Source organism: Ectopseudomonas alcaliphila (genome assembly GCF_900101755.1).
Lineage (GTDB): Bacteria > Pseudomonadota > Gammaproteobacteria > Pseudomonadales > Pseudomonadaceae > Aquipseudomonas > Aquipseudomonas alcaliphila.
The window spans coordinates 1,173,127-1,194,097 of the sequence record NZ_FNAE01000001.1; the positions used below are offsets into that span (position 1 = coordinate 1,173,127).

The 20,971-nt window shown below is 62.3% G+C and carries 24 protein-coding genes; 12 read left to right on the forward strand and 12 right to left on the reverse strand.

Annotation, left to right across the window (positions count from 1 at the left end; all coding sequences use genetic code 11):
- Nucleotides 1-8: 8 nt before the first annotated feature.
- Nucleotides 9-926, reverse strand: coding sequence for a sulfate adenylyltransferase subunit CysD (cysD, locus tag BLR77_RS05655; RefSeq protein ID WP_074675866.1), 918 nt, complete (start codon nucleotides 924-926; stop codon nucleotides 9-11).
- Between the two features lie 132 nt (nucleotides 927-1,058).
- A complete protein-coding gene (locus tag BLR77_RS05660) occupies nucleotides 1,059-1,817 on the reverse strand; it encodes a Nif3-like dinuclear metal center hexameric protein (RefSeq protein WP_074675867.1) in 759 nt (252 codons plus the stop codon).
- 110 nt (nucleotides 1,818-1,927) lie between these two features.
- On the opposite strand from BLR77_RS05660, the gene algW reads away from it, so the two are divergent.
- The 3 genes from algW to BLR77_RS05675 all read left to right on the forward strand — a co-directional run bounded on the left by algW (nucleotide 1,928) and on the right by BLR77_RS05675 (nucleotide 5,973).
- A complete protein-coding gene (gene algW, locus BLR77_RS05665) occupies nucleotides 1,928-3,070 on the forward strand; it encodes a Do family serine endopeptidase AlgW (RefSeq protein WP_074675868.1) in 1,143 nt (380 codons plus the stop codon).
- A gap of 88 nt (nucleotides 3,071-3,158) precedes the next feature.
- Nucleotides 3,159-5,240, forward strand: a complete 2,082-nt coding sequence (locus BLR77_RS05670) for a TonB-dependent siderophore receptor (protein ID WP_074675869.1) — start codon at nucleotides 3,159-3,161, stop codon at nucleotides 5,238-5,240.
- A 13-nt stretch (nucleotides 5,241-5,253) separates the two neighbouring features.
- Complete coding sequence (locus tag BLR77_RS05675; protein ID WP_074675870.1) at nucleotides 5,254-5,973, forward strand: DUF4198 domain-containing protein; 720 nt, start codon at nucleotides 5,254-5,256, stop codon at nucleotides 5,971-5,973.
- 69 nt (nucleotides 5,974-6,042) lie between these two features.
- Here the strand turns inward: BLR77_RS05675 and hisC are convergent, their stop codons facing one another.
- From hisC to BLR77_RS05725, 10 genes are all read right to left on the reverse strand, one after another.
- The gene (gene hisC / locus BLR77_RS05680) at nucleotides 6,043-7,095 is read right to left on the reverse strand and encodes a histidinol-phosphate transaminase (RefSeq protein WP_074675871.1); all 1,053 of its coding nucleotides are present in this window, start codon (nucleotides 7,093-7,095) and stop codon (nucleotides 6,043-6,045) included.
- Between the two features lie 112 nt (nucleotides 7,096-7,207).
- Nucleotides 7,208-8,518 (reverse strand): histidinol dehydrogenase, encoded by a 1,311-nt coding sequence (hisD, locus tag BLR77_RS05685; RefSeq protein ID WP_074675872.1) that lies wholly within the window; start codon nucleotides 8,516-8,518, stop codon nucleotides 7,208-7,210.
- 126 nt (nucleotides 8,519-8,644) lie between these two features.
- Nucleotides 8,645-9,280, reverse strand: a complete 636-nt coding sequence (hisG, locus tag BLR77_RS05690) for an ATP phosphoribosyltransferase (RefSeq protein ID WP_061240588.1) — start codon at nucleotides 9,278-9,280, stop codon at nucleotides 8,645-8,647.
- Between the two features lie 63 nt (nucleotides 9,281-9,343).
- Nucleotides 9,344-10,609, reverse strand: coding sequence for a UDP-N-acetylglucosamine 1-carboxyvinyltransferase (murA, locus tag BLR77_RS05695; RefSeq protein WP_074675873.1), 1,266 nt, complete (start codon nucleotides 10,607-10,609; stop codon nucleotides 9,344-9,346).
- Between the two features lie 22 nt (nucleotides 10,610-10,631).
- The gene (locus tag BLR77_RS05700) at nucleotides 10,632-10,871 is read right to left on the reverse strand and encodes a BolA family protein (RefSeq protein WP_003459267.1); all 240 of its coding nucleotides are present in this window, start codon (nucleotides 10,869-10,871) and stop codon (nucleotides 10,632-10,634) included.
- A 118-nt stretch (nucleotides 10,872-10,989) separates the two neighbouring features.
- On the reverse strand, nucleotides 10,990-11,298 hold the full coding sequence (locus BLR77_RS05705; protein ID WP_074675874.1) for an STAS domain-containing protein: 309 nt from the start codon (nucleotides 11,296-11,298) through the stop codon (nucleotides 10,990-10,992).
- Nucleotides 11,295-11,927 carry an MlaC/ttg2D family ABC transporter substrate-binding protein gene (locus BLR77_RS05710; RefSeq protein ID WP_074675875.1) on the reverse strand — a complete coding sequence of 211 codons (633 nt, stop codon included), beginning with the start codon at nucleotides 11,925-11,927 and terminating at the stop codon, nucleotides 11,295-11,297. The genes BLR77_RS05705 and BLR77_RS05710 overlap by 4 nt, the downstream gene beginning before the upstream one ends.
- 14 nt (nucleotides 11,928-11,941) lie before the next feature.
- Nucleotides 11,942-12,412 carry an outer membrane lipid asymmetry maintenance protein MlaD gene (mlaD, locus tag BLR77_RS05715; protein ID WP_074675876.1) on the reverse strand — a complete coding sequence of 157 codons (471 nt, stop codon included), beginning with the start codon at nucleotides 12,410-12,412 and terminating at the stop codon, nucleotides 11,942-11,944.
- On the reverse strand, nucleotides 12,412-13,209 hold the full coding sequence (gene mlaE / locus BLR77_RS05720; protein WP_074675877.1) for a lipid asymmetry maintenance ABC transporter permease subunit MlaE: 798 nt from the start codon (nucleotides 13,207-13,209) through the stop codon (nucleotides 12,412-12,414). The genes mlaD and mlaE overlap by 1 nt, the downstream gene beginning before the upstream one ends.
- Nucleotides 13,209-14,018, reverse strand: a complete 810-nt coding sequence (locus tag BLR77_RS05725; protein WP_074675878.1) for an ATP-binding cassette domain-containing protein — start codon at nucleotides 14,016-14,018, stop codon at nucleotides 13,209-13,211. Before BLR77_RS05725 ends, mlaE begins: the two co-directional genes overlap by 1 nt.
- A gap of 246 nt (nucleotides 14,019-14,264) precedes the next feature.
- On the opposite strand from BLR77_RS05725, the gene BLR77_RS05730 reads away from it, so the two are divergent.
- The 9 genes from BLR77_RS05730 to rapZ all read left to right on the forward strand — a co-directional run bounded on the left by BLR77_RS05730 (nucleotide 14,265) and on the right by rapZ (nucleotide 20,961).
- Nucleotides 14,265-15,239: a KpsF/GutQ family sugar-phosphate isomerase gene (locus tag BLR77_RS05730; protein WP_074675879.1), complete on the forward strand. Its 975-nt coding sequence runs from the start codon at nucleotides 14,265-14,267 to the stop codon at nucleotides 15,237-15,239.
- Nucleotides 15,239-15,760 (forward strand): KdsC family phosphatase, encoded by a 522-nt coding sequence (locus BLR77_RS05735; protein WP_037000585.1) that lies wholly within the window; start codon nucleotides 15,239-15,241, stop codon nucleotides 15,758-15,760. The genes BLR77_RS05730 and BLR77_RS05735 overlap by 1 nt, the downstream gene beginning before the upstream one ends.
- Nucleotides 15,761-15,768: 8 nt before the next feature.
- Nucleotides 15,769-16,335 (forward strand): LPS export ABC transporter periplasmic protein LptC, encoded by a 567-nt coding sequence (gene lptC / locus BLR77_RS05740; RefSeq protein ID WP_074675880.1) that lies wholly within the window; start codon nucleotides 15,769-15,771, stop codon nucleotides 16,333-16,335.
- Nucleotides 16,322-16,861, forward strand: a complete 540-nt coding sequence (lptA, locus tag BLR77_RS05745; RefSeq protein ID WP_059390501.1) for a lipopolysaccharide transport periplasmic protein LptA — start codon at nucleotides 16,322-16,324, stop codon at nucleotides 16,859-16,861. Before lptC ends, lptA begins: the two co-directional genes overlap by 14 nt.
- Nucleotides 16,861-17,586, forward strand: coding sequence for an LPS export ABC transporter ATP-binding protein (gene lptB / locus BLR77_RS05750; protein ID WP_072423069.1), 726 nt, complete (start codon nucleotides 16,861-16,863; stop codon nucleotides 17,584-17,586). Before lptA ends, lptB begins: the two co-directional genes overlap by 1 nt.
- A 136-nt stretch (nucleotides 17,587-17,722) precedes the next feature.
- The gene (locus BLR77_RS05755; protein WP_074675881.1) at nucleotides 17,723-19,216 is read left to right on the forward strand and encodes an RNA polymerase factor sigma-54; all 1,494 of its coding nucleotides are present in this window, start codon (nucleotides 17,723-17,725) and stop codon (nucleotides 19,214-19,216) included.
- Between the two features lie 99 nt (nucleotides 19,217-19,315).
- Nucleotides 19,316-19,624 (forward strand): ribosome hibernation-promoting factor, HPF/YfiA family, encoded by a 309-nt coding sequence (gene hpf / locus BLR77_RS05760; RefSeq protein ID WP_003459233.1) that lies wholly within the window; start codon nucleotides 19,316-19,318, stop codon nucleotides 19,622-19,624.
- Nucleotides 19,625-19,636: 12 nt separating this feature from the next.
- The gene (gene ptsN, locus BLR77_RS05765) at nucleotides 19,637-20,098 is read left to right on the forward strand and encodes a PTS IIA-like nitrogen regulatory protein PtsN (RefSeq protein ID WP_074675882.1); all 462 of its coding nucleotides are present in this window, start codon (nucleotides 19,637-19,639) and stop codon (nucleotides 20,096-20,098) included.
- 5 nt (nucleotides 20,099-20,103) lie between these two features.
- Nucleotides 20,104-20,961 carry an RNase adapter RapZ gene (gene rapZ, locus BLR77_RS05770; protein ID WP_074675883.1) on the forward strand — a complete coding sequence of 286 codons (858 nt, stop codon included), beginning with the start codon at nucleotides 20,104-20,106 and terminating at the stop codon, nucleotides 20,959-20,961.
- Nucleotides 20,962-20,971 lie beyond the last annotated feature (10 nt).

The following is a 20,971-nucleotide window of genomic DNA, read 5'->3' on the forward strand; positions in this document are numbered from 1 at the left end:
CGCGATCCTCAGAAATAGCCCTGACGTTTCTTTTCTTCCATCGACCCGGCGGCATCGTGATCGATCACGCGGCCCTGGCGCTCGGAAGTACGGGTCAGGAGCATCTCCTGGATGATTTCGGGCAGGGTCAGTGCCGTGGACTCCACCGCGCCGGTCAGCGGGTAGCAGCCGAGGGTACGGAAACGCACCATTTTCTTGGTGATGCGCGCCTTCTCTTCATCGGACAGGTGCTCGAGGATGCGCTCGTCGTCGATCATGATCAGCGTGCCATTCTTCTCGATCACTTCGCGCTCGGCGGCGAAGTACAGCGGCACGATTGGAATCTGCTCGAGGTAGATGTACTGCCAGATGTCCAGCTCGGTCCAGTTGGACAGCGGGAAGACGCGGATCGACTCGCCCTTCTTGACCTTGCCGTTGTACACGTTCCACAGCTCGGGACGCTGGTTCTTGGGGTCCCAGCGGTGCTTGCTGTCGCGGAAGGAATACACGCGCTCCTTGGCGCGCGACTTCTCTTCGTCGCGGCGCGCGCCACCGAAGGCGGCGTCGAAGCCGTACTTGTCCAGCGCCTGCTTGAGGCCTTCGGTCTTCATCACGTCGGTGTGCTTGGCACTGCCGTAGGTGAAGGGGTTCATGTCCTGCGCCACACCATCCGGGTTGATGTGGGTGATCAGGTCCAGGCCCATCTCACTGACCATCTTCTCGCGGAAGCGGTACATCTCCTGGAATTTCCAGCGCGTGTCGACGTGCATCACCGGAAACGGCAGCTTGCCAGGGAAGAACGCCTTGCGGGCCAGGTGCAGCATCACGGCTGAATCCTTGCCGATGGAATAGAGCATCACCGGGTTGTCGAATTCGGCGGCCACTTCACGAATGATGTGGATGCTTTCCGCCTCCAACTGCTTCAGATGGGTCAATTTGTCGAGCATGGCTACTCACGGTTTGCTGTTATGGGGCCGGCGGGCCGTGGACGAGCGCGCACTCTATCACAGCGTCTGCTTATACTCAGGACGCCAGTTAGACCGAAACGATCTAGCGTTATGCCTGCCCGTACGGGCGATTCAGATCGGATTGGGGCAGTCGATGAACAGGTGTTCGAGGGCGAAACGCCGTGCCAGATACTCCCCCAGCGCCTGTACGCCGTAGCGCTCGGTGGCGTGATGGCCGGCGGCGATGAAGCTCACGCCATTCTCACGCGCGCTGTGGAAGGTCTGCTCGGAGGCTTCGCCGGTCAGGTACAGGTCGACACCGGCAGCAATCGCCTGATCGATGTAGCCCTGCCCGCCGCCCGTGCACCAGCCGACTCGACGGATCAGCCCATCGCCCTCGACCACCAGCGGCTCACGCCCCAGCGCTTGTTGCACGTGACGCGCGAAGTCGGCCGCGCTCATCGGCTCTTCCAGCGAGCCGACGAGGCCAACGGTGCGCGGATTTTCCGGTTCAAGCGGACCCTCGACGACGATGCCCAACTGCCGTGCGAGCTGCACGTTGTTGCCCACCTCGGGATGCACGTCCAGCGGCAGGTGATAGGCCAGCAGGCTGATGTCGTTGGCCAGCAGCGCTTTCAGGCGACGCTGCTTCATACCGGTTACGCAGGGGTTCTCGCCCTTCCAGAAATAGCCATGATGCACCAGCAGCACATCGGCCTCGGCCTCGATCGCCGAGTCGATCAGTGCCTGGCTGGCGGTAACCCCGCTGACGATGCGGCTGACCTGTGGACGGCCCTCGACCTGCAGGCCATTGGGGCAATAATCACTGATGCGCGACGCGTTAAGAAAGGCGTCAGCTTCTTCCACTAGCGTGGACAGGGCAATGGCCATGAAGATTCCTCACAAGCTGTTGCGGGCCGCTGCCTAATTGGCGAGCACCTCACTATAATGCGCCACCTTAAGGGCCGAATTTGGCCCCCGCAACCCTCAGGATTGTCTCGATGCCCCAGGCACTGCGTTTTCTCGGTTGGCCCTTGCTGGTCGGTGTGCTGTTCGCACTGCTGCTGATCCAGCGCTACCCGCAATGGGTCGGCCTGCCACGCCAGGACGTGCAGCTGGTGCAAGCACCGCTCTACAGCCGCCTGCAGGAAGGCCCGGTGTCCTACGCCGAGGCAGTGGATATCGCATCGCCAGCCGTCGCCAACCTGTACACCACCAAACTGGTGAGCAAACCGGCCCATCCGCTGTTCGAGGACCCGACCTTCCGCCGCTTCTTCGGCGACAACCTGCCACGCCAGCAACGCATGGAGTCGAGCCTCGGCTCGGCCGTACTGTTGAGCCGTGAAGGCTATCTGCTGACCAACAATCACGTGGTCAGCGGCGCCGACCAGATCGTCGTTGCACTCAAGGACGGCCGCGAAACCCTGGCGCGGGTGATCGGCAACGACCCGGAAACCGATCTGGCCGTATTGAAGATCGACCTGCCCAATCTCCCCGCGATCACCCTGGGTCGCTCCGACAGCATTCGCATTGGCGACGTCACCCTGGCCATCGGCAACCCCTTCGGCGTCGGCCAAACCGTGACCATGGGCATCATCAGCGCAACCGGGCGCAACCAGCTGGGCCTCAACACCTACGAAGACTTCATCCAGACCGATGCGGCGATCAACCCGGGCAACTCCGGCGGCGCGCTGGTCGATGCGCACGGCAATCTGGTGGGCATCAACACCGCGATCTTCTCCAAGTCCGGCGGCTCGCAAGGCATCGGCTTCGCCATCCCGGTGAAACTGGCCATGGAGGTGATGCAGGCGATCATCGAGCACGGCCAGGTGATTCGCGGCTACCTCGGTGTCGAGGTGCAACCGCTGACACCGGAACTCGCCGAATCCTTCGGCCTCGATGGCCGCCCCGGCATCGTCGTCGCAGGCGTCTACCGTGACGGCCCGGCGCAACGTGCCGGTCTGCAACCTGGCGATCTGATCCTCAGCATCGATGGCGAACCGGCCAGCGATGGTCGCCGCTCGATGAATCAGGTCGCGCGTACCAAACCGGGCGACAAGATCCGCATCGACGTGCTGCGCAACGGCAAACCGCTGCAACTGACCGCCGAGATCGGTATTCGCCCTCCCGTCAACGGCAACTGATCGACGCGCACTTTCAAGTGGGAACTTTTCTCGATTGAGGTTATTGTAATGTTATTACATCAATCTCAATCTTCCGGAGACTCCTCCCTTGCGTGTCACTTCCGCCTTGCTTGTCGGCAGCCTGTTAACCCCCTGCGCTCTTGCCGCCGAATCTCCGGCCCAGCTGGCTGACAGCATCATCAGCGCCCCCGGCGAACAAGCCGATGGGCCGGTGCAGGGCTACCGTGCCAAACGCTCATCCAGCGCCACCCGCACCGACACCCCGATCAGCGAAATTCCCCAGGCTATCAGCGTGGTACCCGCCCAGGTGCTGGACGATCTTGGCAGCAGCCGTATCGACCGCGCCCTGGATTTCGCTGGCGGCGTTTCGCGGCAAAACAACTTCGGCGGCCTGACCTTCCTCAACTACAGCGTGCGCGGCTTCACCACCGGCGAGCTTTACCGCAACGGTTTCGCCATCAACCGCGGCAGCTACAGCTCGCCGGACGCCTCGGCCATCGAGCGTCTGGAAGTGCTCAAGGGGCCGGCGGCAGCACTCTACGGCCGTGGCGATCCCGGCGGCCTGGTCAACATCGTCACCAAGCGCCCGCAACTGGAGCCCTTCACCCAGTTCAAGGCCAACGCCGGACGCTGGGATCGCTACCGCAGCAGCCTCGACGTCAACACGCCGCTGAACGAAGACGGTACCCTGCTTTCGCGGGTCAACCTGGCCGTGGAGGACAACGGCAGCTTTCGTGATCACGTCGGCAACCAGCGGCAGATCATCAACCCGACACTCAGCTGGCAGCTGTCGCCCGACACCTTGCTGATGATCGACAGCGAGTTCTCGCGCACCGACTCGGTGTTCGACCGTGGCATTCCCGCCGTCGGCGGCAAGATGGGCGCGGTCAAGCGCTCGACCTTTCTCGGCGAGCCCAACGACGGCAAGATCCGCAACGACAACCAGCTGCTGCAGGTCAGCCTCGAGCACTACCTGAACGATGCCTGGAAACTGCGCCTAGCCAGCCATTACAGCCAGGGCACGCTGGACGGCAACAGCTCCGAACCATCACGCCTGATCGGCGATCAGGTCACGCGTTTTTATCGCGAACGCAGCTTCGAATGGAACGACAGCATCACCCAGGCCGAGCTGCATGGGCAGTTCGAGCTGGCCGGCTGGCAGCATCAGACGCTGCTCGGGCTGGAGTACGAGAACTATCGCAACAGCCAGAAGTACCCGCAAAGCGTCACCGGCCTGGGCTATGGCCAGGACATCTACACGCCGATCTATGGGCAACCGAAACCACCCCTCGTCAATCCCAACGACTTCCACGAGCACACCGAAAGCTACGCCCTCAACCTGCAGGATCAGATCAGCTTCAACGAGCGCTGGAGCGGCCTGCTCGGCGTGCGTCTGGAGCGGTTCGAGCAGACCGCTCTGAACCGCAGCACCCGCGTCAGCAACGAGCAGAGCAAGGATGTCGCCACGCCGCGCGCCGGCGTGCTCTACCAGCTGACACCGGAAGTCGGCGTGTTCGCCAACGCCTCGATGTCGTTCAAGCCCAACGCCATCGGTGCCCAGGGCCAGGTGTTCAAACCGGAGAAAGGCCTCGGCTACGAGACCGGCCTCAAGCTCGACCTCTTCGACAGTCGCATCGGCGCCACCGTGGCGCTGTTTCATATCGACAAGGAAAACGTGCTGACCGCCGACCCGAACAACCCCGGCGACAGCATCGCCGCCGGCAAGGCGCGCAGCCAGGGTCTGGATCTGCAGATCACCGGTCAACTCAGCGAGGCCGTGAGGGTCATCGGTGCCTATGCCTATATCGACGCCGAAGTGACCAAGGACAACAGCATCCCTGAAGGTAGCGACCTGCTCGGCATCGCCCGCAACAGCGCCAGCCTGATGAGTGTTTACCAGTTCCAGAGTGGCGCACTGCAAGGCTCCGAACTGGGCGCCGCGATCACCTACGTTGGCGACCGTTCCGGGCAGACCGGCAGCGATTTCGAGTTGCCGGCCTACACCACGGTCGACCTGCTCGCGCGCTGGCAAGCCACCCGCGACCTGAGCCTGGGCCTGAATCTCAACAACCTGTTCGACCGCAAGTACTACGAGCGCTCGTTCAATAACGTCTGGGTAATGCCCGGCGACCCTCGCAATCTCAGCGTCAGCCTGACCCTCAACCTTTGAATCGGAGATTTACATGCGTATTCCTGCCTACCTGCTTCTCGCCGGCCTGTTCGCCAGCAGCAGCGCTTTCGCTCACGGCCTCTGGACCGAAGAGCGCCGCGGCAACATCGAAGTCGTCTATGGCCACGGTGCCGAGGACGATGCCTTCAAGGCGGAAAAGATCAGCGGTGCCTGGGCCTATGACGCGGCAGGTCGAATGATTCCGGTGACCGTCGAACGCCTGGCCGATCATGCTCGCCTGCAACCTTTGAAGAAGCCTGCCGTACTCGGCGTGGCCCTGGACAATGGCGCCTGGTCGAAGACCCCGGAAGGCCAATGGATCAACCAGGGCCGCAGCCAGGTGTCGAACTCGACCCAGTCGCTGCACACCTACAAGTACAGCCTGGCGATCTACACAGAAGACGCCAAGCTGCCTGCGCTGGAACAGCTGAAGATGGTCATAGTGCCGGAAACCGACCCGCTCAAGGTCGGCCCGGGCAAGCCGCTGCCGGTACGCGTGCTGGTGGACGGCAAGCCGATGGCTGGCGTCGAGCTGGTCGGCGACTATCGCGGCGCGCCGCATCAGGTCAGCGCGGTAACCGATGCCGAGGGCCGCGCCCAGGTAACGGTGCGCAACGAGGCGCTGAACATCATCAGCGCCTCGGTCTACGTCCCGGTGGAGAACGACCCGAATATCGAGAGCCGCGGCCTGTTCACCTCACTGACCTTCCTTGGCCAGCCGCACCACGAGTAAGCCTCCTCTGCGCCATGAAAAAAGCCGGTGACGCTGACGCGCCACCGGCTCTGTTCAGAACCGCCTGGATCAAAGGCCTTGCAGGGCGTCCAGCAGGGCCTGGTTCTGCTCCGGGGTACCGATGGTGATACGCAGGAACTGCGCGATGCGCTGTTGCTTGAAGTGGCGCACGATCACTCCCTGCTCGCGCAGCCCGGCCGCCAGCGTGGCAGCATCCTTGCCTGGATGACGGGCGAAGACGAAGTTCGCCGCCGAGGGCAGCACCTCGAAACCCAGCCCCTGCAGACCGGCGACCACTGCCTCGCGACTTTCGATCACCTGCTGGCAGGTTTTCTCGAAATAATCACGGTCCGCGAAAGCCGCTGCTGCGCCGGCGATGGCCATACGGTCGAGCGGGTAGGAGTTGAAGCTGTTCTTGATCCGCTCCAGCGCCTCGATCAGATCCGGGTGACCAACCGCGATACCGACACGCAGACCCGCCAGCGAGCGTGATTTGGACAGCGTCTGGGTGACCAGCAGGTTCGGGTACTTGTCGACCAGAGCGATGGCCGTCTGGCCGCCGAAGTCGATATAGGCCTCGTCTACCAGCACCACGCTGTCCGGGCTGCTCTGCAGCAGGCGCTCGATGGCCTCGAGCGGCAGCAGGCAGCCGGTCGGCGCATTGGGGTTGGGGAAGATGATGCCGCCGTTGGGCCGGGCATAGTCCTCGACGCGGATCTGGAACTGCTCGTCCAGCGCCAGCTGTTGGTACTCGATGCCGTACAGGCCGCAATAGACAGGATAGAAGCTGTAGCTGATATCCGGGAACAGCAGCGGCGCCTCATGCTGGAACAGCCCATGGAAAGCGTGCGCCAACACCTCATCGGAGCCGTTGCCGACGAACACCTGGGCCGGTTGGACGCCGTAATACTCGGCCACGGCCTGCTTCAGGCGGTCACCGTTGGGGTCGGGATACAGGCGCAGGTCGTCGTTCAGCTCGAGCTGCATCGCCGCGATAGCCTTGGGCGAGGGGCCGTAGGGGTTCTCGTTGGTGTTGAGCTTGACCAGCTTGCTCAGCTTGGGTTGCTCACCCGGTACATAGGGCACCAGGTCCTTGACGAAGGGGCTCCAGAATTTGCTCATCTGCCCTTCTCTCCTCAAAGTGGTTCGATCTGTTTTGTGTAGGAGCCGGCTTGCCGGCGATGCCTTTAGCCGCGGCTCGCCAGCAAGCTGGCTCCTACAGGTTCGGTCTGGCCTATGGCTTGATCCGGTACTCGGCGCTGCGCGCGTGGGCAGTCAGCGACTCGCCACGGGCCAGCACGGACGCGCTCTTGCCCAGCTCCGACGCACCATCCGGCGAGCAGAAGATGATCGACGAACGCTTCTGGAAGTCATACACCCCCAGCGGCGAGGAAAAGCGCGCGGTGCCGGAGGTCGGCAGCACATGATTCGGGCCGGCGACGTAATCGCCCAGGGCTTCTGCGGTGTAGCGGCCCATGAAGATCGCACCGGCATGGCGGATCTGCGGTAGCCAGGCCTCCGGGTCGGCCACCGACAGCTCCAGGTGCTCCGGCGCGATGTGGTTGGCCACCTCGATGGCCTGTGCCATGTCGGCGACCTGGATCAGAGCGCCACGGCCTTCCAGCGAGGTGCGGATGATCTCGGCACGTTCCATGGTCGGCAGCAGCTTGGCGATGCTCTCGGCGACCCGGTCGAGGAAGGCGGCATCCGGGCTGACCAGGATCGACTGGGCGTCCTCGTCGTGCTCGGCCTGGGAGAACAGGTCCATGGCGATCCAGTCCGGGTCGGTCTGGCCGTCACAGACCACGAGAATCTCCGAGGGCCCGGCGATCATGTCGATGCCCACCTTGCCGAACACATGGCGCTTGGCGGTGGCCACATAGATGTTGCCGGGGCCGACGATCTTGTCCACTGGCGGCACGCTCTCGGTGCCATAGGCCAGCGCCGCAACGGCCTGGGCGCCGCCGATGGTGAACACGCGGTCGACACCGGCGATGGCGGCAGCAGCCAGCACCAGTTCGTTGATCTCACCGCGTGGGGTCGGCACCACCATCACCACCTCGGGCACGCCGGCGACCTTGGCCGGAATCGCGTTCATCAATACCGAGGACGGATAGGACGCCTTGCCGCCCGGCACGTAGAGGCCGGCGCGATCCAGCGGCGTGACCTTCTGCCCCAGCACGGTGCCGTCGGCTTCGGTGTAGCGCCAGGAATCCTGCTTCTGCTTTTCGTGGTAGCTGCGCACACGCTCGGCTGCGACTTCCAGCGCCTCGCGCTGGGCCGGGCTGATGCGGGTCAGGGCCAGTTCCAGGCGCTCGCGCGGCAGGATCAGGTCGGCCATGGAGGCGACCTCAAGACCATCGAAACGCTGGGTGTATTCGACCAGGGCAGCATCGCCGCGCTCGCGCACGGCCTGGATAATTTCCAGCACGCGCTGGTTGACGCCATCGTCGGAGACGCTTTCCCAGGACAGCAGATGATCCAGATGACGCGCGAAGTCCGTGTCGGCAGCGTTGAGTCGGCGGATGGCAACGGGTGCGGTCATAGCGAAAGCCTCATCTAAATGGCATTTTCTCGGGCGCCCGTAATGTAGCAAGCCCACCGTGCGGGCACCCAAGAAAAATGGCTATGACACGGATAGGCTGCCGCGACCAGAGGCCGCGCAAAGGAGTCAGCCTTGGTGTCGCGCCTCGACGGCGCCACGCAGGGTCTCGATCAGGGCCTGGATGCGCGCGTGCTGCATCTTCATCGAAGCCTTGTTGACGATCAGCCGCGAGCTGATGGTAGCGATCATTTCCTGCGGTTCCAGGCCGTTGGCACGCAGGGTATTGCCGGTGTCGACCACGTCGATGATCTTGTCGGCCAGCCCCACCAGCGGCGCCAGTTCCATCGAACCGTACAGCTTGATGATGTCGACCTGGCGGCCCTGCTCGGCGTAGTAACGCTTGGCGACGTTGACGAACTTGGTGGCCACGCGCAGGCGCCCTTTCGGCTCCGGCGCGCCGACCTTGCCAGCCGTCATCAGCTTGCACTTGGCGATCTGCAGATCCAGCGGCTCGTAGATGCCCTGGCCGCCGTATTCCATCAGCACGTCCTTGCCCGCCACGCCGAGGTCGGCCGCGCCATGCTCGACATAGGTCGGCACATCGGTGGCCCGCACGATCAGCAGGCGCACGTCATCCTGAGTGGTCGGAATGATCAGCTTGCGGCTCTTGTCCGGGTTCTCGGTCGGCTCGATGCCCGCCGCTGCCAGCAACGGCAGTGTGTCATCGAGAATGCGGCCTTTGGACAGGGCAATGGTCAGCATGAAACGGTTTCCTTGAGCGGAAGCGGCCGCCCCCAAGGGAGACGGCCATAGGGCAGTGGAGACTTAACCCGGAACGCGACGGATCTTGGCACCGAGCAGCTGCAGTTTTTCCTCGATGCACTCGTAACCACGGTCGATGTGGTAAATGCGGTCGATCAGCGTGTCGCCCTCGGCCACCAGTGCGGCCAGCACCAGGCTCGCCGAAGCACGCAGGTCGGTCGCCATCACCGGCGCGCCCTTGAGCTTGTCGACCCCGGTAACCACCGCGGTGTTGCCTTCGACCAGGATGTTGGCACCCATGCGCAGCATCTCGTAGACGTGCATGAAGCGGTTTTCGAACACGGTTTCGATGATGGTGCCGGTGCCTTCGGCTACGGCATTCAGGGCGATGAACTGCGCCTGCATGTCGGTGGGGAACGCCGGGTATGGAGCGGTGCGCAGGTTGACGGCCTTGGGGCGCTTGCCCTTCATGTCCAGCTCGATCCAGTCCGGACCGGTGGTGATTTCGGCGCCAGCTTCCTGCAGCTTGGCCAGCACGGCCTCCAGCGTCGAAGGATCGGCGTCCTTGACCTTGACCCGACCACCGGTAACGGCAGCGGCGACCAGGTAGGTACCGGTTTCGATACGGTCGGGCATGACGTTGAAACGCGCACCGTGCAGGCGCTCGACGCCATCGATGATGATGGTGTCGGTACCGGCGCCCTGGATCTTCGCGCCCATGGCGATCAGGCAGTTGGCCAGGTCGACCACCTCAGGCTCGCGCGCGGCGTTTTCCAGCACGCTACGGCCCTTGGCCAGGGTCGCGGCCATCATGATGTTTTCGGTGCCGGTCACGCTGACCACATCGAAGAAGAAGTGCGCACCGCGCAGACCGCCTTCCGGCGCCTTGGCCTTGATGTAGCCGCCTTCGACATCGATGATCGCGCCCATGGCCTCAAGGCCACGGATGTGCAGATCGACCGGACGCGAACCGATGGCGCAACCGCCCGGCAGCGCTACTTCCGCCTCACCGAAGCGCGCGACCATGGGGCCGAGCACCAGAATCGAGGCGCGCATGGTTTTTACCAGCTCGTAAGGCGCGACCAGGGTCTTGATGGCACGGGCGTCGACTTCCACCGCCAGCTTCTCGTCGATCACCGGCTCGATGCCCATGCGACCGAACAGCTCGATCATGGTGGTGATGTCGTGCAGGTGCGGCAGATTGCAGATGGTGACGGGGGCGTCGCCCAGCAGGGTGGCCGCCAGAATCGGCAGAGCAGAGTTCTTCGCACCGGAAATGCGGATTTCGCCATCGAGGCGAGCGCCGCCGGTAATGATCAGTTTATCCATAGGAATCTCGTCGCCCGCAGGCTCAGGAACGCGCGGCCCAATCGGCCTGGCTGAAGAATTTCATGGTCACGGCGTGGATGCTGCCATCAGCGATCCAGGCATTGAGGTGGGCATAGATCTGCTGCTGACGCTTGACCGGGCTGAGAGCGGCCAGTTCGTCGCTGATCAGGTTGAGCTGGAAGTTGCAGCCTTCGCCTTCGACTTCCACCTGGGTATTCGGGAGTTTTTCCTCTAGGAGGCTTTTTACTTCTGCAGCCTGCATGCTCGACCTCGACTGACGCATTCGGGCTACCAGCGCCCGCGGGTCGGCCATCATACAAAAAAGCCTCCCGCCTGCGAACCCCGCCAGCGGCGGTACTGACGGAACGACGGGAAGCGGTTCACTGTTGCAGCGGCAGCAACTCGAGCAATCCACTGACCTGAGCGATCTCGCGCATGTCGTCAGGCAGCGCGCTGATCGTCAGCTCGCGCCCGGCCTTGCGCGCATCGCGCATGAACGCCAGCAGCAACGCCAAACCGACGCTGCTGGACTTTTCCACCGTGCTGCAGTCGAGCGCCAGCCGCGCGGCGCTGCTGGCGGCGATCAGGCGCGCACCCTGCTCACGCAGCAGCGGCCCGGTGCTGTAATCGAGCACACCACTGAGCTGCAACTGCCCAGCAGCGCGTTCGCTGATGCTCGCCTGACTCACGATTCGCCTCGAGCCTGACGCGCCCTGGCCACGGTATCAGCCCAGGTGTCGATGACCTTGTCGAGATCGTTGCGGTTGTTCTGCATCGACTGAGCGAACTGGTCGCGGAACAGCTTGCCGACGTTGATGCCGTTGATCACCACGTTACGCAACTTCCAGCCACCATCCATCGACACCATGGTGTAGGACAGCGGATAGACCACGCCCTTGCCATCACGGATTTCCATACCGACCGAGGTGCGCTCGCCCTCGTCACGGCCGCTGGCTGGCAGCACGCGAATGTCCTGATTGTTGTATTCGAGCAGAGCATTGCCATAGAACTGCATCAGGCTGCGCTTGAAGTTTTCCTCAAAGCGGCTCATCTGCTCGGGCGAAGCCTGACGCGAATAGCGCACGGTCATCACACCACGGGCGATGCCCTCGACATCCACCACCGGACCGAGAATTTCGTTGAGCGAGTCGTAGAAGGCGTTGGGATTGTTGCGGTATTGCTCCTTGTTGGCCTTCAAATCAGCCAGCAGGGTATCGGTGGTCTGCTGCACCACTTCATGGGCGCTTGGCGCAGCAACGGCCAGCAGCGGCATGGCAGCCAGCAACACCAGCAGGGAATTACGCACGGTTTTGAACATGTCAGGAGCCCTCATCAATTGGCTTCATCTTTATTGACCGAATTGAGCAGGAATTTGCCAATCAGGTCTTCCAGCACCAGCGAGGACTGCGTGTCGTGGATGGTGCCGCCGTCCTTGAGCACCTCCTCGTCACCACCAACGCTGATGCCGATGTATTTCTCGCCGAGCAAGCCAGCGGTCAGAATCGACGCAGTGGAATCCTCAGGTAGGTTATTGACGCTGCCATCGAGCTCCAGGGTCACCCGGCCCATGTAACTGTCACGGTCCAGATCGATTGCCGTGACCTTGCCGATGCTCACGCCGGCCATGGTGACCTTGGCGCGCACGGTCAGCCCGGCGATGTTGTCGAAGTAGGCGTACACCTTGTAAGTATCGCCAGCGCTACCGACGCTCAGGCCGCTGACACGCAGGGCCAGCAGCAGCAGGGCCAGCACACCAGCCATGAGGAACAGGCCGACACCAATCTCCAGCGTGCGGTTTTGCATCAGAAATCTCCAAACATCAAAGCGGTCAGAATGAAATCCAGGCCAAGCACGGCCAGCGAGGCATACACCACGGTACGCGTGGTCGCGCGGCTGATGCCCTCGGAAGTGGGTTCACAGTCGTAGCCCTGGAACACGGCGATCCAGGTCACCACGAAGGCGAAGACGATGCTCTTGATCACGCCGTTGAGCACGTCGTCATAAAAGGAAACACTGTTCTGCATGTTGGCCCAGAACGAGCCCTCGTATACACCCAGCCAATCCACGGCGACCATCGCGCCACCCCAGATGCCGACCACACTGAAGATCATCGCCAGCAGCGGCATGGAGATGAAGCCAGCCCACAGCCGCGGCGCGACGATGTACTTGAGCGGGTCGACACCGATCATCTCCAGGCTGGAGAGCTGCTCGGTGGACTTCATGTTGCCGATTTCGGCGGTCAGCGCGGAACCGGCGCGGCCAGCGAACAGCAGCGCGGTCACCACCGGACCGAGCTCACGCAGTAGGGTCAGCGCGACCATCTGCCCCACGGCCTGCTCGGAGCCATAGCTGACCAGGATGTTGTAACCCTGCAGGGCCAGCACCATGCCGATGAACACACCGGACACGACGATGATCGCCAGCGACATCACGCCAACGGCGAAAAGCTGCTTGATCAGCAGCTGCATAGGCTTGCCGGCACGGCTGCGGCCGAACAGCGCGCCCACCAGGAACAGAACGGAGCGCCCCAGCGTCGCCACGACATCGATACCCGCACGACCGAACAGCCGCAGCCGTTCGAGCGGTGAAATTCTGCGCATCAACCTCTCCCCAACAGATCTTCGCGGTAGTCCGGCGCCGGAAAATGAAACGGCACCGGGCCATCCGGAATGCCCTTCATGAACTGACGAATACGTGGATTATCCGATTCCATCAGCTCGGCCGGCGTGCCGTGCCCCAGTACCTGTGCATCACCGACGACATAGATGTAGTCAGCGATGCTGGCGGTTTCTGCCAGATCGTGAGAAACCACCACACTGGTGATCCCCAGCGCATCATTGAGCAGACGAATCAGGCGCACCAGCACACCCATGGCGATGGGGTCCTGACCGACGAATGGCTCGTCATACAGCAGAATCTGCGGGTCGAGGGCAATCGCACGAGCGAGCGCCACGCGGCGTTTCATGCCACCGGACAGCTCGTCCGGCATCAGCTCCAGCGCCCCGCGCAGACCGACGGCCTGCAGTTTCATCAGGACGATGTCGCGAATCATCTCTTCAGGGAGCTTGGTGTGCACGCGCAAGGGGAACGCCACGTTCTCGAACACGTCGAGATCGGTGAACAGCGCACCGCTCTGGAACAGCACGCCCATCTGCTTGCGCATATCGAACAGTTCGTCACGCGACAGCTTCGGCAGGCTGACGCCGTCAACGCGAACATCGCCGGCCGAAGGACGCAGTTCGGCGGCGATCAGGCGCAGCAACGTGGTCTTGCCGCAACCGGAGGGCCCCATGATGCCGGTGACCTTGCCGCGTGGTATGCGGATATCGACCCTGTCGAAAATCGACCGCGCGCCGCGCTGAAAGCTGACGCCCTGCAACTCGATCGCGTACTCGTGCTCGGCGCTCATCTGAACTCCTTGAAAATCAGGCCTTCCTGGCAGACGCCGCCTCCAGAAGCGAGGACACGCGCCAGCCAGAGGGGGCCAAAATGGCCGCGAACTATAGCATTTGCCGAACATGCCGCCCAATAGCACCACGGTGCAGCGTTCAGACTTGCGACAGCTTCGATATTGCTCTACACGCAGCAAAGGTGAGCGCGGAGAGCTTTTCCCGCTATAATCCCCGTCTTTTTTCGCCCGACAGCCTTGCCCAGCATGAACCAGACCCGCGACCTGATTGATTCCGCGCAGCGCACCATCCGCCTCGAACTTGAAGCGGTGCAAGAGCTATTGCCCCGCATCGACGCCAATTTCATCAAGGCCTGCGAGCTTATTCTCAGCTGCAAGGGCCGCGTGGTCGTGGTCGGCATGGGCAAGTCCGGGCACATCGGCAACAAGATCGCTGCGACCCTGGCCAGCACCGGCACCACCTCGTTCTTCGTCCACCCGGCAGAAGCCAGCCATGGCGACATGGGCATGATCACCAAGGACGACATCGTCCTGGCGCTCTCGAACTCGGGCTCGACCGCCGAGATCGTCACCCTGCTGCCGCTGATCAAACGCCTCGGTATCCGCCTGATCAGCATGACCGGCAACCCGGATTCTCCATTGGCCAAAGCCGCCGAGGTCAATCTGGATGCACGCGTCTCGCAGGAAGCCTGCCCACTGAACCTGGCGCCGACCTCATCGACCACCGCCAGCCTGGTGCTGGGCGACGCACTGGCCATTGCCCTGCTGGAAGCGCGCGGTTTCACCGCCGAAGACTTCGCGTTCTCCCACCCCGGCGGCGCCCTCGGCCGCCGCCTGCTGCTCAAGGTGGAGAACGTGATGCACGAAGGCCCCGCCCTGCCCTGCGTACGCCGCGGCACCAGCCTGCGCGATGCGCTGCTGGAAATGACCCAGAAGGGCCTGGGCATGACCGTGGTGATGGAAGACGACGGCCGCCTGGCCGGCATCTTCACCGACGGCGATCTGCGCCGCACCCTGGACAAGGGCATCGACGTGCGCCAGGCGCTGATCGACGAGGTGATGACCCCGCACGGCAAGACTGCTCGCGCCGAAATGCTCGCAGCCGAGGCGCTGAAGATCATGGAAGACCACAAGATCAGCGCTCTGGTGGTGGTCGACGAACAAGACAAGCCGGTCGGTGCACTGAACATGCACGACCTGCTGCGCGCCGGAGTAATGTGATGAACGACCTGCTGCAACGCGCCCGCGCCATCAAACTGGCGATCTTCGACGTCGACGGCGTACTCACCGACGGCCGCCTGTACTTCCTCGAAGACGGCAGCGAATTCAAGACGTTCAACACGCTCGACGGCCACGGCATCAAGATGCTGATCAACTCGGGCGTGCGCACCGCCATCATCAGCGGACGCAAGACCCCGGTGGTCGAGCGCCGCGCCAATAACCTCGGCATCCAGCACCTGTTCCAGGGCCGCGAAGACAAACTCGTGGTACTCGACGGCCTGCTCGCCGAACTCGGCCTAAGCTATGAACAGGTCGCTTATCTTGGCGACGACTTGCCGGACCTTCCAGTGATTCGTCGTGTCGGACTGGGCATGGCCGTGGCCAGCGCCGATGGTTTCGTGCGCCAGCACGCCCATGGCGTAACCCAGGCGCGCGGCGGTGATGGTGCGGCGCGAGAGTTCTGCGAACTGATCATGCGTGCCCAGGGCACACTGGATGCGGCCCAGGCCGCCTACCTGTAGAGAACAGCATGCCGCGTAAAATCCTCAACACCCTGATCTTTGCTCTGATTGCAGTCGTCGTGGCCGCACTCGGCTACTGGAACCTTGCCCCGGACAGCGCCCGCCAGACCCAGCAGGCCAGCGATGACAACGTCGTTGACTTCTATGCGGTCGGCGCGCGCACCGTGCAGTTTCAGGATGACGGCAAACTGCACTACCGCATGACCGCGGACAAGCTCGAGCACATCAAAAGCACCGACATCACCCTGATCGACACGCCCAAGCTGGAGCTCTATCGTGGCACCGAACAGCCCTGGGAAGTCACCAGTCAGCGTGCCGAAGTCTCGCCTGGCGGCGTCGAGGTAGAACTGATCGACGACGTGCGCATCGCCCGCACCGACGCCAAGAACCGCCCCACGGTCATCACCAGCAGCCGCATGACCGTTATTCCTGACAAGGAATATGCGCAGACCGAGCAAGCCGTTAGAATCGTCGCGGCCAACGGGGTGACCACGGCACAAGGAATGAAAGCGTACTTGAATGACGGCAGGATGCTCCTGCAGTCCAACGTAAGAGGCCAGCATGAGGTTCGTTAATACCCTCCCCCTGATTCTCAGCCTCGGCGCCGCATTGGGAAGCGCGGCTGCCTGGGCACTGCCATCGGATCGCGATCAACCGATCCGCATCCAGGCCGACAGCGCCGAACTGGATGACAGGCAAGGTGTAGCCGTCTACCGCGGCGACGTGATCATCACTCAGGGTACCCTGAAGATCACGGGCGACACAGTCACCATCACCCAGACCGCCAGTGGCGATATCGACGTCTTCACCTCGGTGGGCAACCTGGCTTATTACGAGCAGAAGCCGGCCGTGGACAAGGACATCGTCAAAGCCTACGGCAGGACCATCCAGTACTTCGCCAGCAATGAGCGCATCGTACTGATCGACCAGGCCAAGGTGATTCAGGAAGGCAATACCTTCGAAGGCGAGAAGATCGTCTATGACACCCGCCGCCAGATCGTCAACGCCGGCCGCGCAACAGGCGGCAACGTCAGCACGCCGCGCCCGCGTATCGACATGGTCATCCAACCGAAGAACAAACCCGCGGATCAGCAGCAGTAATGGCCATTCTCAAAGCCCAACACCTGGCGAAAAGTTACAAGAGCCGCCAGGTCGTGCGTGACGTCAGCCTGAGCATCGAAAGCGGCCAGATCGTTGGCCTGCTCGGCCCCAACGGCGCAGGCAAGACCACCTGCTTCTACATGATCGTCGGCCTGGTACGCGCCGACCAGGGCCGCGTGCTGATCGACGACCTCGACGTCAGTCATCAGCCCATGCACGGTCGCGCACGCGCTGGCATCGGTTACCTGCCGCAGGAAGCCTCGATCTTCCGCAAACTGTCGGTGACCGACAACATCATGGCCATCCTCGAAACGCGCAAGGACCTGGACCGCGCCGGGCGTCAGGCGGAACTGGAAAGCCTGCTGCAGGAATTCCATATCCACCATATCGCCGACAGCCTCGGCATGAGCCTGTCCGGCGGTGAACGACGCCGCGTGGAGATTGCACGGGCTCTGGCGACCAACCCCAAGTTCATCCTGCTCGACGAACCCTTTGCCGGGGTGGACCCGATCTCGGTGGGCGATATCAAGCAGATCATCCATCACCTCAAGACCAAGGGCATCGGCATCCTGATCACCGATCACAACGTGCGCGAAACCCTGGACATCTGCGAGACCGCTTACATCGTCAACGATGGACAGCTGATCGCCGAAGGTAACGCCGAGACCATCCTCGCCAACCAGACGGTGAAAGAGGTATATCTGGGCCACGAATTCCGCCTGTAGGTCGCCCACTATTTCGCTACAGAAATATTGCAACCCCTAGGCAAAAACGAGAAATTCAGGCATATAATTTGCTTCCTGGCGGCGCTTCGGCGCCCTGATGTGGAAGGCGTAACTCGCCAGTAAATTAAGGTCTGCAATGAAACCATCGCTAGTCCTCAAGATGGGCCAGCAGCTGACGATGACCCCGCAGCTGCAACAGGCTATCCGCCTCCTCCAACTGTCTACCCTGGACCTGCAACAGGAAATCCAGGAGGCACTGGAGTCCAATCCCATGCTCGAGCGCCAGGAAGACGGCGACGACTTCGACAACAGCGATCCGATGGCAGATGGCGCCGAGAGCGCCACCCCGACCCCGAGCAAGGAAGACAGCTACCAGGAAACCGCCCCCACGGTGGACAACCTGGAAGAAGGCGAGTGGGGCGAGCGCATTCCCAACGAGTTGCCAGTCGACACGGCCTGGGAAGACATCTACCAGACCAGCGCCAGCAGCCTGCCCAGCAACGATGATGACGAGTGGGACTTCACCACCCGCACCTCCAGCGGTGAGAGCCTGCACAGCCACCTGCTCTGGCAACTGAACCTGGCACCGATGTCGGACAAGGATCGGCTGATCGCCGCCACCCTGATCGACTGCATCAACAACGACGGTTACCTCGAAGAAACGCTCGAGGAAGTGACCGAATCCTTCGACCCCGAGCTGGATGTCGAACTGGACGAAGTGGAAGTGGTGCTACACCGCATCCAGCAGTTCGAACCGGCGGGTATCGGCGCCCGCGACCTGCGCGAATGCCTGCTCCTGCAACTGCGCCAGCTGCCTGCCGGCACAGCCTGGCTGAGCGAGACTCAGCGCGTGGTCGGCGACTATCTGGAGCTGCTCGGCAGCCGCGATTACGCCCAGCTGATGCGCCGCACCAAACTCAAGGAAGACGAACTGCGCCAGGTCATCGACCTGATCCAGCGCCTCAATCCACGCCCGGGTTCGCAGATCGAATCCAGCGAGCCGGAATACGTCGTGCCTGACGTGATCGTGCGCAAGCATAACGAACGCTGGCTGGTGGAGCTGAACCAGGAAGCCATGCCGCGCCTGAGAGTCAACCCGCAGTATGCCGGCTTCGTCAAACGCGCCGATTCCAGTGCTGATAACACCTTCATGCGCAATCAGCTGCAGGAGGCACGCTGGTTCATCAAGAGCCTGCAGAGCCGTAACGAAACGCTGATGAAGGTGGCCACGCAGATCGTCGAGCACCAGCGTGGTTTCCTCGACTACGGCGACGAGGCGATGAAACCGCTGGTGCTGCATGACATCGCCGAGGCGGTGGGCATGCACGAGTCGACTATTTCACGCGTTACCACGCAGAAATTCATGCACACCCCGCGCGGTATTTACGAGCTGAAATATTTCTTCTCCAGCCACGTCAGCACCTCTGAAGGCGGCGAATGCTCGTCCACCGCGATCCGCGCGATCATCAAAAAACTGGTTGCAGCAGAAAACGCGAAAAAGCCGTTGAGCGACAGCAAGATCGCTGGTTTACTGGAGGCACAAGGCATCCAAGTCGCCCGTCGGACGGTCGCCAAGTATCGCGAGTCCCTCGGCATAGCGCCCTCCAGTGAGCGCAAGCGACTGATGTAGGCCAGATCGACTGAAGGCCTCAGGCCTTCAGGCCAACGTGTTCCGGCGGCGGGTCGAACCAGACCCGTCTCTTACACAAGGCAACAAGGAGAAAGCGGTATGCAAGTCAACATCAGTGGACATCAGCTGGATGTGACCGACGCCCTGCGTGACTATATCGGCGAGAAACTGGGCCGACTGGAACGCCACTTCGACAAGATCACCAACGTACAGGTGACCATGGAGGTCGAGAAACTCAAGCAGAAGATCGAAGCCACCCTGCACATCGCCGGTGGCGAAGTCGTCGCCAATGCCGAACATCAGGACATGTACGCTGCCATCGACCTGTTGGCCGATAAACTCGACCGTCAACTCATCAAGCACAAGGAAAAGCAGCTCGAACGCCTGCAAGGCGCCACGGCCCGCTAACATTCCCCATCCATGATCCGACTTGAAAATATCCTGACCCCCGGCCGTTCCCTGGTGAACGTGCCGGGTGGCAGCAAGAAACGCGTGCTCGAACAGATCGCCAACGTGGTTGCGCGCGATCTGCCTGACCTGGATGCCCAGGACATTTTCGAAAGCCTCATCGCCCGCGAGAAGCTCGGCTCTACCGGCTTCGGCAACGGCATCGCCATTCCCCACTGCCGCCTGGCTGGCTGCAGTGCCCCGATCAGTGCAGTCCTGCATCTGGAGACGGCTGTCGACTTCGACGCCATCGACGGCGCGCCGGTCGATCTGCTGTTCGTGCTTCTGGTGCCAGAGGCGGCAACCGATGCGCACCTGGAACTGCTGCGCCAGATCGCCAGCATGCTCGATCGCCAGGATGTACGTGAACGTCTGCGCCAGGCCAACAGCGGCGAAGATCTCTATCAGGTCGTCGTGGACATTCAGAACGGTTAATAAACATGCGCCTGATCATCGTCAGCGGTCGCTCGGGCTCGGGCAAGAGCACCGCCCTCGATGTACTTGAGGACAACGGTTTCTACTGCATCGACAACCTGCCGGCCGGCCTGCTGCCGGATCTTGCCGAGCGTTTCCTGCCGCATAGCGACATGCTGCTGCCACAGGTGGCCGTCTCCATCGATGCGCGCAACCTGCTGAGCCAGCTCCAGCGCTTCCCTGAACTGCTCGACGAAGTGCGCAAACGCAGTATCCGTTGCGACGTGCTGTATCTCGATGCCGAAGACGAAACCCTGCTCAAGCGTTTTTCCGAAACCCGCAGACGCCACCCGCTGACCAACGAAAACCGCTCGCTGGCCGAGGCCATTGCCTACGAGAGCCAACTGCTGGCGCCGATCACAGATCGTGCCGATCTGAGGATCGATACCACACGCCTGAATCTCTACCAGCTGCGCGATACGCTCAAGCTGCGCCTGCTTGGCCAGACTCAGACTGGCACCGCCTTTCTCGTCGAATCCTTCGGCTTCAAGCGCGGCATGCCAGTGGACGCTGATCTGGTGTTCGATGCGCGCTGCCTGCCCAACCCGTACTGGAAGCCGGAACTGCGCGATCACTCCGGGCTGGATCAGCCGGTGATCGACTACCTCGCCGCGCAACCGGAGGTCGAAGAGATGTATCAGGACATCCTCGCCTACCTGGAAAAATGGCTGCCACGCTTCGCCGCCAGCAACCGGGCCTATGTCACCATCGCCATTGGCTGCACTGGTGGCCACCACCGCTCGGTGTACCTGGCCAACCGCCTGAGCCAGGCACTCAAAGACTCGCTGAAGAACGTCCAGGTGCGTCACCGCGACCTCAGCTAAGGAGCCATGC

Coding starts and splice junctions, on each gene's coding strand:
- cysD (WP_074675866.1), bottom strand. CDS start 926: ATGCTCGACAAATTGACCCATCTGAAGCAGTTGGAGGCGGAAAGCATC.
- BLR77_RS05660 (WP_074675867.1), bottom strand. CDS start 1,817: ATGGCCATTGCCCTGTCCACGCTAGTGGAAGAAGCTGACGCCTTTCTT.
- algW (WP_074675868.1), top strand. CDS start 1,928: ATGCCCCAGGCACTGCGTTTTCTCGGTTGGCCCTTGCTGGTCGGTGTG.
- BLR77_RS05675 (WP_074675870.1), top strand. CDS start 5,254: ATGCGTATTCCTGCCTACCTGCTTCTCGCCGGCCTGTTCGCCAGCAGC.
- hisC (WP_074675871.1), bottom strand. CDS start 7,095: ATGAGCAAATTCTGGAGCCCCTTCGTCAAGGACCTGGTGCCCTATGTA.
- hisD (WP_074675872.1), bottom strand. CDS start 8,518: ATGACCGCACCCGTTGCCATCCGCCGACTCAACGCTGCCGACACGGAC.
- hisG (WP_061240588.1), bottom strand. CDS start 9,280: ATGCTGACCATTGCCCTGTCCAAAGGCCGCATTCTCGATGACACACTG.
- murA (WP_074675873.1), bottom strand. CDS start 10,609: ATGGATAAACTGATCATTACCGGCGGCGCTCGCCTCGATGGCGAAATC.
- BLR77_RS05700 (WP_003459267.1), bottom strand. CDS start 10,871: ATGCAGGCTGCAGAAGTAAAAAGCCTCCTAGAGGAAAAACTCCCGAAT.
- BLR77_RS05710 (WP_074675875.1), bottom strand. CDS start 11,927: ATGTTCAAAACCGTGCGTAATTCCCTGCTGGTGTTGCTGGCTGCCATG.
- mlaD (WP_074675876.1), bottom strand. CDS start 12,412: ATGCAAAACCGCACGCTGGAGATTGGTGTCGGCCTGTTCCTCATGGCT.
- mlaE (WP_074675877.1), bottom strand. CDS start 13,209: ATGCGCAGAATTTCACCGCTCGAACGGCTGCGGCTGTTCGGTCGTGCG.
- BLR77_RS05725 (WP_074675878.1), bottom strand. CDS start 14,018: ATGAGCGCCGAGCACGAGTACGCGATCGAGTTGCAGGGCGTCAGCTTT.
- BLR77_RS05730 (WP_074675879.1), top strand. CDS start 14,265: ATGAACCAGACCCGCGACCTGATTGATTCCGCGCAGCGCACCATCCGC.
- BLR77_RS05735 (WP_037000585.1), top strand. CDS start 15,239: ATGAACGACCTGCTGCAACGCGCCCGCGCCATCAAACTGGCGATCTTC.
- lptC (WP_074675880.1), top strand. CDS start 15,769: ATGCCGCGTAAAATCCTCAACACCCTGATCTTTGCTCTGATTGCAGTC.
- lptA (WP_059390501.1), top strand. CDS start 16,322: ATGAGGTTCGTTAATACCCTCCCCCTGATTCTCAGCCTCGGCGCCGCA.
- lptB (WP_072423069.1), top strand. CDS start 16,861: ATGGCCATTCTCAAAGCCCAACACCTGGCGAAAAGTTACAAGAGCCGC.
- BLR77_RS05755 (WP_074675881.1), top strand. CDS start 17,723: ATGAAACCATCGCTAGTCCTCAAGATGGGCCAGCAGCTGACGATGACC.
- hpf (WP_003459233.1), top strand. CDS start 19,316: ATGCAAGTCAACATCAGTGGACATCAGCTGGATGTGACCGACGCCCTG.
- ptsN (WP_074675882.1), top strand. CDS start 19,637: ATGATCCGACTTGAAAATATCCTGACCCCCGGCCGTTCCCTGGTGAAC.
- rapZ (WP_074675883.1), top strand. CDS start 20,104: ATGCGCCTGATCATCGTCAGCGGTCGCTCGGGCTCGGGCAAGAGCACC.